This window comes from Escherichia sp. MOD1-EC5433 (genome assembly GCF_002966005.1).
Classification (GTDB): Bacteria; Pseudomonadota; Gammaproteobacteria; order Enterobacterales; family Enterobacteriaceae; genus Escherichia; species Escherichia ruysiae.
This window is the reverse complement of sequence record NZ_PTRL01000009.1, coordinates 105,664-120,763: the sequence shown is the minus strand read 5'-3', so window position 1 is coordinate 120,763 and position 15,100 is coordinate 105,664. Positions and strand designations below refer to the sequence as shown.

Genomic DNA, 15,100 nt, shown 5'->3' with positions numbered 1-15,100 from the left:
TTATCATCTCTGGAACACACACAGTCCGTGTGCAGGTCCCGGCCAGACAGCCGTAATCACTGGGTTATCCTCTCCAGCGAATGGGGGAATGGCACGCCACTCCCCAGCAGGTAAAACAATCTCTGTTACCTCAAGCGTGGCGTTTATTGCGATCAAGAAACGATCCGAAAGCAAAATTTGCAGCTGCTTTGGCCCGTTCTGCCACTCATCCGAGCTTAAAGATTGAGCATATCGATTCAGCCAACGGACATTGCCGTCGCCTTCTTCCCACCAGCGATCCTCTGCCAAAGCAGGAATGCGCTTGCGCAGATGGATTAACGCGGCGGTAAACGCGGTTAAGCCACTGCTTGCTTGCGACCAGTCCAACCACGTTAGTTGGTTATCCTGACAGTAAGCATTGTTATTGCCATGCTGGCTGTGACCGTGTTCGTCACCGGCCAGTAACATCGGCGTACCCTGGGAGAGCAACAACGTTGTTAACAGGGCGTGAATGCTGTCGCGCCGCCGTTCAACCAGATCAAGAGTACCGCCTAACCCTTCTTTACCATGATTGTTACTGTAATTGTTGTTGGTTCCGTCGCGATTTTCTTCTCCGTTTGCTTCATTGTGTTTATGGTTAAAACAAACGCAGTCGCGAAGCGTAAAACCGTCATGCGCCGTGACCAGATTAATCGCAGCACTCGGCAGACGGCCATTACGTTTAAAAACATCACTGGAAGCGGCAAAGCGTCCGGCAAACTCCCCCAGCGACAGGTTATAGTGCAGCCAGAAGCGCCGGGCAGCATCGCGGAAATGATCGTTCCACTCGGCAAACAGCGGCGGGAAATTCCCCACCTGATAGCCACCGGGCGCGATATCCCACGGTTCGGCAATCAGCTTCACTTGCGAAAGTACCGGGCAATTCTGAATAGCCGTAAACAGAGGCGCATCCTGACGAAACTCCGGCGTTCGCCCCATGACAGTAGCGAGATCGAAGCGGAAGCCATCAACATGACAAGTTTCCACCCAATAGCGTAGACAGGCGCTGGCGTACTCCACCACAGCTGGATGGCTCAAATTGAGCGTATTGCCGCAACCGGTCCAGTTGTGATAATCGCCGTCTTCTCTTATCCAATAATAGCTACGGTTATCGATCCCGCGCAGGGAGAATAACGGGCCGTCGAGATCCAGTTCCGCACTGTGGTTGAGAACGATGTCGAGAATGACCTCAATGCCCGCTTTGTGCAGGGCTTTGACTGCATCGCGGAACTCATCCAACGCCGTGTCGGGCGAGCATGCATACGCCGGATGCAGTGCAAACAGCGCCACCGGGTTGTAACCCCAGTAGTTACTCAACCCCATACGTTGCAAGCGTGGCTCACTGGCAAATTGCGCGATCGGCAGCAGTTCCAGTGCGGTAATGCCCAACTGTTTTAAATAGTTGATCATCACCGGATGCCCCAGGGCTTTATAGGTTCCACGGATCTCGACCGGGATCTCCGGGTGCAAGTAGGTTAAGCCTTTGACATGGGCTTCATAAATGATGGTACTGCCCCACGACGTACGCGGCGGGGCATCATCTTCCCAGTCATAGTGATCCACGACCACTACGCATTTCGGCGCAATAGCAGCGTTGTCGCGATAGTCAGGATCACTATGCCCGGCGTGCAGCAGCGGGTTATCTTTAAATTCCCCGACAATTTGCCGCGCGCAAGGATCAATCAACAACTTCGCCGGGTTAAAGCGATGCCCCATGGCGGGTTGCCATGGGCCATGAACGCGGTAACCATAACGCAAACCCGGGCGCGCATCCGGCAGATAACCGTGCCAGATGTCACCACTTCGTCCTGGCAAATCATACCGATGTTCGATGCCCTGAGCGTCAAACACACACAGCTCTACCCGTTCGGCATGAGCGGAGAAGAGCGTGAAGTTAACGCCCTGACCGTCGTAATGCGCGCCAAGAGGAGCGGGATTGCCAATGGCAAGTTGTGTCATTATCCCTCCCGAACCAGCCAGATAGTGGCCAGCGGCGGTAGCGTAAGGCTTAATGAATGCTGGCGACCGTGGCTGGCGATCTCATCACTGTGTACCGCGCCGCCATTACCGGTATTGCTACCGTGATAGTGCATGGAATCAGTATTGAGGATTTCACGCCATTTACCCGGCTGATTAATGCCAAAGCGATAATCATGGCGCGGCACCGGCGTAAAGTTACTGGCAACGATAATTTCATTACCCTCTTTATCACGGCGAACAAAAATCAGCACCGAACGTTCATGGTCATCCACCACCAGCCATTCAAAGCCATACGCGTCAAAATCCAGCTCGTGCAATGCTTTGTGATAGCGATAAGTGTGGTTCAGATCGCGCACCAGACGCTGGACACCGTGGTGCCAGTTGTCGCCGCCTTCCAGCAGGTGCCAGTCAAGGCTGGCGTCGTGGTTCCACTCGCGCCCTTGAGCAAATTCATTACCCATGAACAGCAGTTTTTTGCCCGGAAACGCCCACATCCAGGCATAGTAGGCTCGCAGATTGGCAAACTTCTGCCATGCATCGCCCGGCATTCTGTCGAGAATCGATTTTTTGCCGTGCACCACTTCGTCGTGCGACAACGGCAGGACGAAGTTTTCAGTGTAGTTGTAGAGCATCCCGAAGGTGAGTTTATCGTGATGGTATTGACGATAAACCGGGTCGAGCTTCATGTAGTCCAGGGTGTCGTGCATCCAGCCGAGGTTCCACTTGTACCAGAAGCCGAGGCCGCCGATATCCTGCGGACGAGAAACGCCAGGGAAGTCGGTAGACTCCTCCGCCATTGTTACCGCGCCAGGAACTTGCTCACCGATAATACGGTTGGTATTGCGTAAAAATTCAATCGCTTCCAGATTCTCGCGCCCACCAAACTCGTTGGGGATCCACTCGCCCTCTTTACGGCTGTAGTCGCGATAAATCATCGAAGCCACCGCATCGACACGCAGCGCATCAATACCAAAACGTTCAATCCAGTACAGCGCGTTGCCAACGAGGAAATTACTGACTTCACGACGCCCATAGTTGTAAATCAGGGTATTCCAGTCCTGATGGTAGCCTTCACGGGGATCGCTGTGTTCATACAGATTTGTTCCGTCAAATTCGGCAAGCGCAAAGTCATCAGTCGGGAAGTGCCCCGGCACCCAGTCAAGAATGACGTTCAAACCGGCTGCATGTGCGGCATCAATGAAATAGCGGAAGTCATCGCGAGTACCAAAACGGCGAGTTGGCGCGTACAGACCCGTCGGTTGATAGCCCCAACTACCATCGAATGGATGTTCGTTAATTGGCAGCAGTTCGAGGTGGGTAAAGCCCATCCATTTAGCGTAAGGCACCAGTTGATCAGCCAGCTCGCGGTAGCTTAACCAGAAGTTGTTGTCGGTGTGACGACGCCAGGAACCCAGGTGAACTTCATAGATAGAGATTGGCGCATCAAACTGATTCGCTTTTTTGCGCTCTTCGGTCTGCACGACCTTTTCAGGCAGTCCGCAAATAAGGGAAGCGGTTTCCGGACGCATCTGTGCTTCAAAGGCATAAGGATCAGACTTCAAACGCAGATTGCCATTGGCATCAATCATTTCGTATTTATAGAGCTGACCGTTATGCGCGCCAGGGATAAACAGTTCCCAGATGCCACTCTCTTTACGCAGGCGCATCGGATGACGACGACCATCCCAGTAGTTGAATTGCCCAACAACCGAGACTCGGCGGGCATTGGGTGCCCAGACAGAAAAACGCGTGCCGGTAACGCCATCCATGGTATCTGCGTGTGCGCCTAAGGTTTCGTACGGGCGCAGGTGAGTACCTTCAGATAACAGCCAGGCATCCATTTCCTGGATTAAAGGGCCAAAACGGTAAGGGTCATCAATCAGATTCTGCTGACCATGCCAGACAACAGCCAACTGATAGCGGAAAAAATTCTTACGCCGTGGAATGACGCCGCTGAAGAATCCACGAGAGTCGAGACACTCCAGTTTAGCGACTTTGCGTCCGGTTTTTGGTTCAATCACCCACACATCGGTGGCGTCAGGTAAAAGGGCGCGGACTTCCAGTCCTGCTGTAGTTTTATGCATTCCCAGTACGGAAAATGGGTCTGCAAAATGGCCTGCAATTAGCGCGTTTATCACGTCTCTATCGATACGAACGGACATGCTTGTCTTCCTGTTTTATTGTGTCACCCCATCCAACTGATTTTTGACATCTGGTTGTGACATTTTTTTGACCTGAACGGCGCAGCACTCTGTGCATCCTCTCTGCGTCGTCCTCCCTTCAGGTAAGGCAGTGAATACTCATGTATTCTGCCACCCTTAAAGAATAGCCAATGCTCTATCTAACTCCCGGTAAATCATGAAACATCTGCGCTTACTCCTGTATTACGCACTAAAAGGGGCGGCATTGCGCCCCAGATTTAATGAATAAAGATTACGCCAGTTGACGAAGCATCCGGCGCAGCGGCTCCGCTGCGCCCCACAGCAACTGGTCACCTACGGTAAAGGCTGACAGAAATTCTGGTCCCATATTCAGCTTACGCAGGCGGCCTACCGGCGTGGTCAGCGTACCAGTAACGGCTGCTGGGGTTAGCTCACGCATAGTGATTTCCCGATCGTTTGGTACGACTTTCGCCCACGGGTTGTGAGCCGCCAGCAGTTCTTCCACGGTCGGAATAGATACATCTTTTTTCAATTTGATGGTGAATGCCTGACTATGGCAGCGCAATGCCCCGACGCGCACGCATAAACCATCTACCGGAATCACAGAAGATGTGTTGAGGATCTTGTTGGTTTCCGCCTGCCCTTTCCATTCTTCGCGGCTCTGACCGTTATCAAGCTGTTTGTCGATCCACGGAATCAGGCTACCCGCCAGCGGAACACCAAAGTTATCCACCGGCAACTCGCCGCTGCGGGTTAAGGTCGTGACTTTGCGTTCAATATTGAGAATAGCAGAGGACGGGGTTGCGAGTTCATCCGCCACATGGCCATACAGTTGGCCCATCTGGGTTAACAACTCCCGCATATGTCGCGCACCACCGCCGGAAGCCGCCTGGTAGGTTGCAACGGAAACCCAATCAACAAGATCATTGGCGAATAAACCGCCTAACGACATCAACATCAGGCTTACGGTACAGTTACCGCCAACAAAAGTCCTGATGCCTTTATTTAATCCGTCAGTAATGACGTCCTGATTGACCGGGTCAAGGATGATGATGGCGTCGTCTTTCATGCGCAGAGACGATGCTGCGTCAATCCAGTAACCTTGCCACCCGTTCTCACGGAGCTTTGGATAGATTTCGTTGGTATAATCGCCGCCCTGACAGGTTACGATGATATCGAGGGCCTGCAGCGCCTCCAGATCAAAGGCATCCTGAAGTGTGCCGGTAGTACCGCCAAAGGACGGTGCAGCCTGACCAGGCTGGGAAGTCGAAAAGAAGACAGGGCGAATGGCGTCGAAGTCGCGCTCTTCAACCATGCGTTGCATGAGAACGGAGCCGACCATACCGCGCCAGCCGATAAAACCAACATTTTTCATAAGCGTTTTTTTCCTGCAAAGATGTGTGCTGTATATATGTGCCGGTGTCCTCGTGGCACATCTTTCACCATACAAAAAGCAGCCAAAGTCGCAAGTGAAATTAATCAATGATAGCGAAGCAATCAGTAATGCGACTTATCCTGCTTTCATAGCACGCAGAAAGTCCAACGCAATTATCAGGGAACTTGAGTTATGAATGAAATCATTTCTGCAGCAGTTTTATTGATCTTGATTATGGATCCGCTCGGAAACCTACCTATTTTTATGTCCGTACTGAAACATACTGAACCGAAAAGACGTCGGGCAATCATGGTGCGAGAGTTGCTTATTGCTCTCCTGGTGATGCTGGTGTTCCTGTTTGCGGGTGAGAAAATTCTGGCATTTCTTAGCCTACGGGCGGAAACCGTCTCCATTTCTGGCGGCATCATTCTGTTTCTGATCGCCATTAAGATGATTTTCCCCAGCGCCTCGGGAAACAGCAGTGGGCTTCCGGCTGGTGAAGAGCCGTTTATCGTGCCATTAGCCATTCCGCTGGTCGCCGGGCCGACGATTCTCGCCACGCTGATGTTGCTGTCTCATCAGTACCCGAATCAGATGGGGCATCTGGTGATTGCCCTGCTGCTGGCCTGGGGTGGCACATTTGTCATCCTGCTACAGTCATCGCTGTTTTTACGTCTGTTGGGCGAGAAAGGGGTGAATGCGCTGGAACGCCTGATGGGATTGATTCTGGTGATGATGGCAACCCAGATGTTCCTCGACGGCGTTCGGATGTGGATGAAGGGGTAAGGTTCAAACAGGTGCTGCACACAACCTGACGCGGCACCTGTTTTATTACCTGAACTGATAATGACCTTCGCCCAATCGGATAACTCTTCCCTCTTCTTCTGCGCGATTCAGCCATACACTAGCTTGTTCGATGGTTAAACCAGTACAAGACGCCAGCCTTTCAATACTTATCGATTCCTTTGCAAGGATCGCCAGTTCCGCTACAAAGAGTTGATAAAAATCGACAGGCGTATGCGCGGGCATTCCTGCGTAATTTGCGTCATCTTCATGTAGTGAAAACAGTTCTGGTTGAGCGTTACGGCGTACTCTGTCATACATCAGCCCAGGAACATCTGGCAGTCTGATCGTCACATTTTCAGCCTGTTCAGCACTCCATGACGCCCCATTTTCTACTAATCGTGAATTGGCTGATTGCTCATCCTGATTTGGTTTAACCAGAACAGGCAGCCACTGATGTTTTAATGCCTCCATCGCCCCAGTTATCGTTCCACCGGTCATTCCCGCACGCACAACCATTGCGCTTTCAGCAAGGCAATAAATATATTTATTCCGCGCCATCGCATTGCCGACGGTGAAACGTACTTCTGGGTAAAACGGCGAAATCAACACCAGATTGCCTGCTATAAGCCCTTCACGCCATTTCACTAACGTGCTCGTTTTTAACAAGCTATCAGCTAATACGCCAACGGCCGTTCCCCCTGCCTCTAGTGCCGACGTCATTGCACATTCATCAATACCTCGCGCACCACCAGAGATAACGCAAATCCTCTGTTGAGCCAGTTTCGCTGCCAGTTGTTGGGTATAGCGCAAATCGGCAGTCGGAGCATCTCGTGAGCCAACAATCGCCATACCTTCCGCTTGCAGTAATGCTTTATTCCCGCAGCCAAATAAAACGGGAGGGGCATCCGTTCGCAATCGGTTTTTCAAGCGAACGGGATAATCGGCATCGCCTCGGGTTAAGATCCATAAACCAGCGCGTTGCCACTTATCTACCGCCAACGCCAGACTATGACCGCGCGCCAGCAAGCCAAGAATACGCTCCTGAGAAATACGCGGATCGCTCCAGCCTGTAAGTTTCTCTTGCGGTTGCGACACCAGAAGATCGGCGGGACTGATACGTTGGTGCTTCAGCCATAATGCAAACTTCCCCCATTCACTATTGCTAAGAGGTTTATGCTCACTCGCCGCCGCGCGAGAAAAATCGCTGGTTAGCAGGAGAGTCGCTTGTGCATTGGCTGAAAGATTCATCAATTTTTTACCGAGGTAGAAGCAAGGGCAAGAGGATAAACCGTCGGGCAACCTGCCTGGCGTAACAGTGCTGTCAGAACTGTCAGCGTCCATGCAGAATCCACGATATCGTCAACCAGCAACGCCGGGCCTGGCATCAAAGGAGGGGTAATCACAAACGCCCCGTCGAGATTTTGACACTGGTGAAAACGGTTTTGCTGCATTTTCTGTGGTGGATTGTCCACGACTTTTCCAATGGCATCAATAAAAGGTAAGCCAAGTTTCGCCGCCAGTCGCCGGGCAAAATCAGGAACCAGGTCGAGGTGCCTTAATGAAGGAACGCAGCATACCCAGGTTGGTTCAGGATGCGGATTCCAGCGTTGGCGAACCATTTCCGCACATGCCTCCACCAGCTCATCACTGAAGCGCCCCATTTTTTTCTCCTGTGCGACCTGCTTTCCCCACCCGGAATCCCCCCAACGAGAAAGGATTCGCCCCGTAGATCCTTGTAAATCCGCAGGTAAGTTCCCTTTAAATCCGTATTGCGTAAAAGCCCCAGATGCCACCTGTTTATTGAGATTTAATGGCAGGTCAGCGTGTTTAATAAATAAATTTGCTGCATGGAGTAAGCCGCTATCAATGTCGGGCGACAACAACGGATGCTGAAGACAACTGCTACATTTACCACAACGTTCGGCACTTGGTTCATCGAGTGCGCGGCGCAGAAATTGCATTTTGCACTCCTTAGTCGTGATATAGCTTTCAACGTCTGCAAGTTCACTTTTTCTCTGATTCATCAAATGGTTAATTCGTTCATGGTCAGGAGAAAAACTGACGATAGTTCTGCGCCATAATTTCTCGGTATACACCACAGGCGATGGATTTTCAGCTACCAATAATTTCAGTGCTTTTTCTATTTGCCCATAACGGAGATTCGTCCGTTGTTCAATGCCTCGTAGAGTAAGACCGTCATTCTCGCTAAGTACGTTGAGTATTTCATGAATTTGTGCCTCCGCAGGAAAGGCGCTTTCACGGAAGAATTGATGAATAGCGCGGTCTTCGCCACCACAAAGCAATATGCCAACTGCGGAATCTATAGCACGCCCGGCACGCCCCACCTGTTGGTAGTAACCAACAATCGACCCTGGCATCTGATAATGAATGACGAAACCTAAATCAGGTTTATCAAACCCCATACCTAATGCCGTCGTCGCGACCAGCACTTTGATTTTATTTGCCAGCAGTGCCTGCTCCAGATATTCCCTGGCAGTATTAGAATCTTTCGCGCCTTCACAAGTCACGCCGCTGTAGTACGCAAATGCACTGATACCATTTTTCCTTAACCACTCGGCGACAAGTTCGGCATCGCGCGTAGTCAAGGTATAAACAATTCCCGATTTGGAAAACTGAGGGATAACCGTCGCTAACCATGCCAGACGGGATGACTGTTCACCTAAGACTAAGGCATCAAGCGCCAAACTTTCGCGAGCCAGCGTTCCACGCTGAATCACAATGTCACCCAATTGCTGACGGATATCCTCAACGACACGGTTATTCGCTGTCGCGGTTGTACCCAGAACAGGGGTATTCGCAGGCAACTGGCGCAAAATATCTAATATACGTCGGTAATCCGGGCGAAAATCGTGGCCCCAATCAGAGATGCAGTGCGCTTCGTCGACCACAAGCAAGCCAATACGATCGGCTATAGGATATAAAACCGTTTCGATAAAGTCCTGGTTTGCCAAACGTTCCGGGGAAACCAGCAAGCAATCGACCTCACCTTGCAGCAAATTATCGCTAATGCGCTGCCATTCTTCCCTGTTTGTAGAATTCAACGTTTCAGCCGTAATACCTAACCGTTCAGCGGCGGCAACCTGGTTACGCATCAGGGCAAGCAAAGGAGAGATGATAATTGTCGGACCAGCGCCGCGATCGCGGAAGATTTTACTGGCGATGAAGTACACGGCGCTTTTCCCCCAGCCAGTGCGCTGTACAACCAGCAGTTTTCGCCGCTGATTAACCACCGCATCTATAGCTTCCCATTGCCCTTCCCTGAAGGTAGCGGTGGTGTTACTTAACATCCGCTGTAACAGCAATTCAGCTCCGTGTTTCTCCATCATCTTCTCCTGCGTCCGTTAACGCAGTGATTAGAACGGATAATGAGCCAGTATTTTTGCGAGAGAGATCAAAAAGATGAAGAGAGGAAAAAAGAGAAATGAATTACTGCGAGCAAGCTCGCAGTAATTTGTCGCGGTAATTAACTCAACAGCTGGAACGCAATCATCCCGACGATAGCACCGACAGTGCCGAGGATGGTTTCCATCATGGTCCAGGTTTTCAGCGTTTCGGCTTCGGTCGCGCCGGTAAATTTACCGAACAACCAGAAACCGGCGTCGTTAACGTGGCTGACAACAATCGAACCACCAGCGATACAAATCGACAGCGCCGCCATTTGCGCACCGGAGTAGTTCAGTTGTTCAATAACCGGCATCACCAGCCCCACTGCCGTTAAGCAGGCAACCGTTGCAGAACCCTGAATGATACGCACCGCTGCTGCCAGCACGAAACAGGTAATCGCAATCGGCAGCCCCATCCCGGTTAACGCTTCGCCCAGTGCCGGACCTACGCCAGAGTCAACCAGCACCTGTTTGAACACGCCACCCGCACCAATTACCAGCAGAATGATCCCCGCCGGTTGCAGCGCGTGACCGCAAATCTCCATCACTTTGTCTTTCGGCATACCCTGACGCATCGCCAGACCATAAATCGCCACCAGACAAGCAACCAGAATCGCGGTAAACGGATGACCGATAAACTCGAACCATTCGTAAGCGGTAGAGCCTTCCGGCACAAAACGCGCGGCAATGGTTTTAAGACCTACCAGCACCAGCGGCAACAAGATTAGCGACAGGCTGAATCCGAAAGATGGCATTTTGCCTTCACCGAGATGCGGTTCGCTGATGTCGTCAGGAATATGCAGTTCCACGTAGCGGCTGATGAAATTACCCCACAGCGGCCCGGCAATAATCATTCCCGGAATTGCCGCACACAGACCGATCAGGATCATCCAGCCAAAGTCGGCGTTCATCTGCGATGCCAGCAGCATTGGCGCTGGCCCCGGCAATAAGAACGCCGCCGCTGCCGCCACGCCGGCGAATAACGGGATAACCAGTTTCACCAGGTTCGTGCCGGTATGGCGCGCCATTGAGAAAGCAACGCTAATCAGCAGAACAATCGCCACTTCAAAGAACAGCGGTAGCGCACAAACCAGCCCCGCAAGGCCAATGGCATAATGCGCGCGGCTGTGACCGAAGGATTTGAGCATTTTGACGGCAATCTGATCGACTGCGCCGGTTTCATGTAAGATCTTGCCAAACATGGCTCCCAGAGCGACAACCACCGCCAGGAAGCCGAGGGTGCCTCCCATCCCTTTTTCCATCGTCGCTGCGATTTTATCGAGCGGCATACCGGAAAAAAGGCCAGCCCCCATAGACACCACCATCAAAGCCAGGAAAGCGTGCATACGCGCTTTCATGACTAAAAACAGCAGCAGTAAAACAGACCCTACTGCTGTTAAAACAAGCGTTAATGTACTCACTACTTATTTGCCTTTTTTAATAACCTCAATGGTGCTTGCCACAACACCTTCCAGCGGTTGATCGATATCCACCACCAGTACATCGGTTTCGTCCGCACCCGGTTCTTGCAGCGTTTCAAACTGCGTCACCAGCATTTGGGTTTTAAAGAAATGGCCTTTACGCGCTTTCAGACGGCTTTCAATTACATCAAAATCGCCTTTCAGGTAGATGAAAGAGAGATTCGGATTACCCGCGCGCAGCAGGTCGCGATAGTGCTTTTTCAGTGCGGAACAGACGATCAGCGACACTTTATTGGTGCGCTGCATAGCAAACGCGGCGTCGTTCAGTGCCTGTAACCACGGTTTGCGATCGTCATCATTCAGCGGTTCACCGGACGCCATTTTTTCGATATTGCGACGCGGATGGAGGAAATCGCCATCAAGAAACGCGGCATGAAGTTGATGCGCCACTTCACTGGCGACCGCAGATTTGCCGCTGCCCGATACGCCCATCAAGACGTAAATGTGGTGATCATGGTTAGTCGTGCTCAAAGTGGTGCCCCCACAATACAAGAATTAAAAATGTTACGGGTAACTGTTATCGGTAACATTGTCCAGCCGGACAAAATCAGAAGCAATATCCATCCGTGCCTTAAGTGTATAAGTGTGAGCTACTTCAAATTTGTGAGCTTAAATAGATCCGCCCGGTGACAAGGTGAAACCTAAATCTAACATTTTCGGTGTCACTGCTTCGCCACGAATACGCGCCAGCAGGCGTTCAGCGCCAATGCTGCCCATCCGCTCACGCGGCGTCAGCACGCTCGCCAGCCGTGGCTCCATCACCTGGCCAATATCATGACCGTGGAAACCGGCAATTGCCATATCGTCAGGGATTTTCAGCCCCAGACGCTGACATTCAAACGCCGCGCCGACAGCCAGGTCATCGTTGGTACAGAATACGCCATCTAACTGCGGATATTCCCGCCGCGCCTGGCGAATCAGTTCGATACCTGAAGAGTAAGAAGAAGATTGTTCAACCATCACGCTATATGGCACCAGGCCGGCATCCAGCATCGCCTGTTCGTATCCCTTCTGTTTGATGATTGTACGTTCGTCGAGACGTGCGCCGAGATAGGCAATGTGCCGATGCCCGCGAGCAATAATGGCGGTGGTCATCTGACGTGCCGCTTCAAAGTTATCAAAGCCGACGGCGATATCGAGGCACGGAGATTTACTGTCCATCAGCTCCACCACTGGAATACCTGCCACTTCAATCATCTTTAAGGTGCGCGGCGTGTGGGTTCGTTCGGTGAGGATCAGCCCGTCAATATTCCATGAAAGCATTGATTCGAGGCGCTCTTGTTCCATTTCCGGTTTATAACCGTAGTGCGCCAGCATAGTCTGATAACCGTGCGCGTCGGTAACGCTTTCGATACCGCGTAATACTTCCGCGAAAACCTGGTTGGTGAGAGAAGGTAACAGGACGCCAATTGCCCGGCTGGTAGCATTTGAGAGGATATCGGGCGCGCGGTTGGGAATATAACCCAGTTCATCAAGAGCGGCGGCAATCTTGCCACGTAAGGCGACGGAGACCTGCTCCGGGTTGCGTAAAAAACGGCTGACCGTCATTTTGGTCACGCCTACACGGTCAGCCACATCCTGAAGTACGGGTCTTTTCTTTTTCATCGTCCTGAAGGGTACAAAAGGGATAGATTCCTTTAGTTTACCACGGACGCATCACAACCTTCCTGATTCCTCAGGAAGGTTTGTGAGATAAATTTAGACTGGCGGCAAATCGAACAGCAGAATTTCACTGTCGCTATCGGCGTGGATGGAGATTGCCTGCTCATCCCAGATTGCCAGACCATCACTGGTCGAGGCTTTTACACCGTTAATGGTGACATTGCCTTTCACTACCTGGATCCAGACGCGGCGTTCAGCGGCAATCTGATGCACCGACTGTTCATCTTTCAGCAGCGCCCAGCGATACAGTTCCATATCCTGATGCACTTTCAACGAACCATCACGCGCATCCGGCGAGAGCACCAGTTGTTTGCCCTGCACGGCATCAAAGCGACGCTGTTCATAACGCGGCGTAATGCCGTTTTCTTCTGGCATGATCCAGATCTGATACAGATGCAGACGCTCGGTGCTGCTGGGGTTGTACTCTGAGTGACGAATACCCGTACCCGCACTCATAATCTGGAACTCGCCCGCCGGAACCTGCTCTTTATTGCCCATGCTGTCCTGATGCTCAACAGTACCTTCCAGCACGTAGGTCAAAATTTCCATATCTTTATGTGGGTGAGTGCCGAAGCCCTGCCCTGCTTCAATCACGTCGTCGTTAATGACACGCAGCGCGGAGAAGCCCATAAAGTTCGGGTCGTAATAGTTGGCAAAAGAGAAAGTGTGCCAGGAGTCCAGCCAGCCATGATTCGCATGACCACGTTCATTTGCTTTGCGTAAGTAGATCATTTGTATTCACCCCCTGAATGTTTTCGATGGGCTTAGTGTGGACCCGATCCGCCTGGGATGATAGAGGGTGAAAATTGACCCCTCTGTTCAAAAAAATTGAACTATTCGAGGAGCCATCAAACTTACTTCGCGAGAGTCACTGTAGAGGGAGAAGCTTGTTCAAAACCGCGTTCAAGGATTTCCAGATTAGTAAGAACTTCAGATTCCTTGACGTAATTTGGAGCACCGGTGGTGATGGTTTGATACAGCGCATCGTAGACGCGTCCGTAGTCGCCCACCTCCAGCTTCATCTCTTCTCTTACCGTCACGCCCTCGTCATTGACATACTCCAGCACACCGACCGAATCATCCGCTGCGAATCCCGGTTCGCCCGGCATAATATTAGCCTTCAGGCTGGTTTCCTGCTGGTCGATACCGTATTTAATAAATGTACCTTTCTTACCGTGAACGATAAATTTCGGATAATCGATTTTCACCAGATGGCTGGTTTTGACGATGGCTTTCAAATCACCATAAAACAGCTGCGCTTCGAAGGTGTCATCCGGGTTGGCTTTATTACGCAGACTGCGAATGTCGTAAGCCACATGATCCGGGCGACCGAACAGCGAGATAATCTGGTCGAGGGTATGCACGCCAAGGCCATAAAATGCGCCATCCTGCGGCAGTCCAGGTTTGGTTTCTGCCACCGGGCGGTAGTAGTCAAAATGGCTTTCCACTTCGACAATCTCTCCCAGCTTGCCGCTTTCAATCGCTTTTTTCGCCGTCAGGAAGCAGGAGTCAAAGCGGCGATTCTGATACGGCGTGACGGTCAGCCCTTTGCTTTTTGCCAGCGCAAACAGCTCTTTCGCCTGCGCAAGCGTCGGGGTGAACGGTTTTTCAACTAGCACATTTTTCCCAGCTTCCAGCGCACGCTTCGCGTACTCGAAGTGGCTGTCAGCGTGAGTGCAGACGACAATCAGCTTAACGTCGGGATCATTTAATACTTCGTCGAGATCGCTGGTGAAATGGATATGCGAGTAGACAGGAGCCTGTTCTTCCGGCTTCGCATGGCGGCGGAAAATATGCGCGACATGCCAGCTATCCTTGCGGTTAAGTACATACGGCAGATGGTAACGGGTGGTGCTTTTGCCGAAGCCAATAAAGGCGCAGTTGATGGCCATGATTTCGTCCTTTTTTAAGGTGGTTAGTTACACCTTAACGCAAAGCGGACGCGGTTCCTATGCCTGTGCTTCAGTACGTCAGATTGTTGGCAAAGTGCACTTTGATCATGCCGGATGCGGCGTGAACGCCTTATCCGACCTACGGTTCAGGACTATTTGTAGGACTGATAAGCGTAGCGCATCAGGCGATTTTGCATTTGTCTCAACACGAGGAACATTCCCCGTGGACAAAATGACAAGCAAAAAAAAGCCAGCACCCGGCTGGCTAAGTAATACTGGAAGCAATGTGAGCAATGTCGTGCTTTCAGGTTCTCCGCGAGGGTCTTCCTGATCGCGAGAC

11 protein-coding genes are annotated in these 15,100 nt (G+C 51.6%); 1 reads left to right on the top strand and 10 read right to left on the bottom strand.

Going from position 1 to position 15,100, the window contains the following annotated elements:
- Window positions 1-3 precede the first annotated feature (3 nt).
- From glgX to asd, 3 genes are all read right to left on the bottom strand, one after another.
- Window positions 4-1,977: a glycogen debranching protein GlgX gene (gene glgX, locus C3D30_RS17705; protein ID WP_000192584.1), complete on the bottom strand. Its 1,974-nt coding sequence runs from the start codon at window positions 1,975-1,977 to the stop codon at window positions 4-6.
- Window positions 1,977-4,160: a 1,4-alpha-glucan branching enzyme gene (gene glgB, locus C3D30_RS17700; RefSeq protein ID WP_000116223.1), complete on the bottom strand. Its 2,184-nt coding sequence runs from the start codon at window positions 4,158-4,160 to the stop codon at window positions 1,977-1,979. The genes glgX and glgB overlap by 1 nt, the downstream gene beginning before the upstream one ends.
- A gap of 271 nt (window positions 4,161-4,431) precedes the next feature.
- Window positions 4,432-5,535 (bottom strand): aspartate-semialdehyde dehydrogenase, encoded by a 1,104-nt coding sequence (gene asd / locus C3D30_RS17695; RefSeq protein WP_000799967.1) that lies wholly within the window; start codon window positions 5,533-5,535, stop codon window positions 4,432-4,434.
- Window positions 5,536-5,727: 192 nt separating this feature from the next.
- On the opposite strand from asd, the gene yhgN reads away from it, so the two are divergent.
- Complete coding sequence (yhgN, locus tag C3D30_RS17690) at window positions 5,728-6,321, top strand: NAAT family transporter YhgN (protein ID WP_001002547.1); 594 nt, start codon at window positions 5,728-5,730, stop codon at window positions 6,319-6,321.
- 45 nt (window positions 6,322-6,366) lie between these two features.
- On the opposite strand, the gene C3D30_RS17685 is transcribed toward yhgN, so the two are convergent.
- From C3D30_RS17685 to C3D30_RS17655, 7 genes are all read right to left on the bottom strand, one after another.
- A complete protein-coding gene (locus C3D30_RS17685; protein WP_010353673.1) occupies window positions 6,367-7,662 on the bottom strand; it encodes a DNA-processing protein DprA in 1,296 nt (431 codons plus the stop codon).
- Window positions 7,569-9,665, bottom strand: a complete 2,097-nt coding sequence (locus C3D30_RS17680) for a RecQ family ATP-dependent DNA helicase (protein ID WP_105287198.1) — start codon at window positions 9,663-9,665, stop codon at window positions 7,569-7,571. The genes C3D30_RS17685 and C3D30_RS17680 overlap by 94 nt, the downstream gene beginning before the upstream one ends.
- 140 nt (window positions 9,666-9,805) lie before the next feature.
- On the bottom strand, window positions 9,806-11,146 hold the full coding sequence (gene gntU, locus C3D30_RS17675; protein ID WP_000105942.1) for a gluconate transporter: 1,341 nt from the start codon (window positions 11,144-11,146) through the stop codon (window positions 9,806-9,808).
- A gap of 3 nt (window positions 11,147-11,149) precedes the next feature.
- A complete protein-coding gene (gntK, locus tag C3D30_RS17670; protein WP_000108328.1) occupies window positions 11,150-11,677 on the bottom strand; it encodes a gluconokinase in 528 nt (175 codons plus the stop codon).
- Window positions 11,678-11,815: 138 nt separating this feature from the next.
- Complete coding sequence (gene gntR / locus C3D30_RS17665; RefSeq protein ID WP_000730250.1) at window positions 11,816-12,811, bottom strand: gluconate operon transcriptional repressor GntR; 996 nt, start codon at window positions 12,809-12,811, stop codon at window positions 11,816-11,818.
- 93 nt (window positions 12,812-12,904) lie between these two features.
- A complete protein-coding gene (yhhW, locus tag C3D30_RS17660; protein ID WP_000639809.1) occupies window positions 12,905-13,600 on the bottom strand; it encodes a quercetin 2,3-dioxygenase in 696 nt (231 codons plus the stop codon).
- Window positions 13,601-13,722: 122 nt separating this feature from the next.
- Complete coding sequence (locus tag C3D30_RS17655) at window positions 13,723-14,760, bottom strand: oxidoreductase (protein ID WP_000996650.1); 1,038 nt, start codon at window positions 14,758-14,760, stop codon at window positions 13,723-13,725.
- Between the last annotated feature and the right edge of the window lie 340 nt (window positions 14,761-15,100).

Coding starts and splice junctions, on each gene's coding strand:
- C3D30_RS17655 (WP_000996650.1), bottom strand. CDS start 14,760: ATGGCCATCAACTGCGCCTTTATTGGCTTCGGCAAAAGCACCACCCGT.
- glgX (WP_000192584.1), bottom strand. CDS start 1,977: ATGACACAACTTGCCATTGGCAATCCCGCTCCTCTTGGCGCGCATTAC.
- C3D30_RS17680 (WP_105287198.1), bottom strand. CDS start 9,665: ATGGAGAAACACGGAGCTGAATTGCTGTTACAGCGGATGTTAAGTAAC.
- asd (WP_000799967.1), bottom strand. CDS start 5,535: ATGAAAAATGTTGGTTTTATCGGCTGGCGCGGTATGGTCGGCTCCGTT.
- C3D30_RS17685 (WP_010353673.1), bottom strand. CDS start 7,662: ATGGACGCTGACAGTTCTGACAGCACTGTTACGCCAGGCAGGTTGCCC.
- gntR (WP_000730250.1), bottom strand. CDS start 12,811: ATGAAAAAGAAAAGACCCGTACTTCAGGATGTGGCTGACCGTGTAGGC.
- yhgN (WP_001002547.1), top strand. CDS start 5,728: ATGAATGAAATCATTTCTGCAGCAGTTTTATTGATCTTGATTATGGAT.
- yhhW (WP_000639809.1), bottom strand. CDS start 13,600: ATGATCTACTTACGCAAAGCAAATGAACGTGGTCATGCGAATCATGGC.
- glgB (WP_000116223.1), bottom strand. CDS start 4,160: ATGTCCGTTCGTATCGATAGAGACGTGATAAACGCGCTAATTGCAGGC.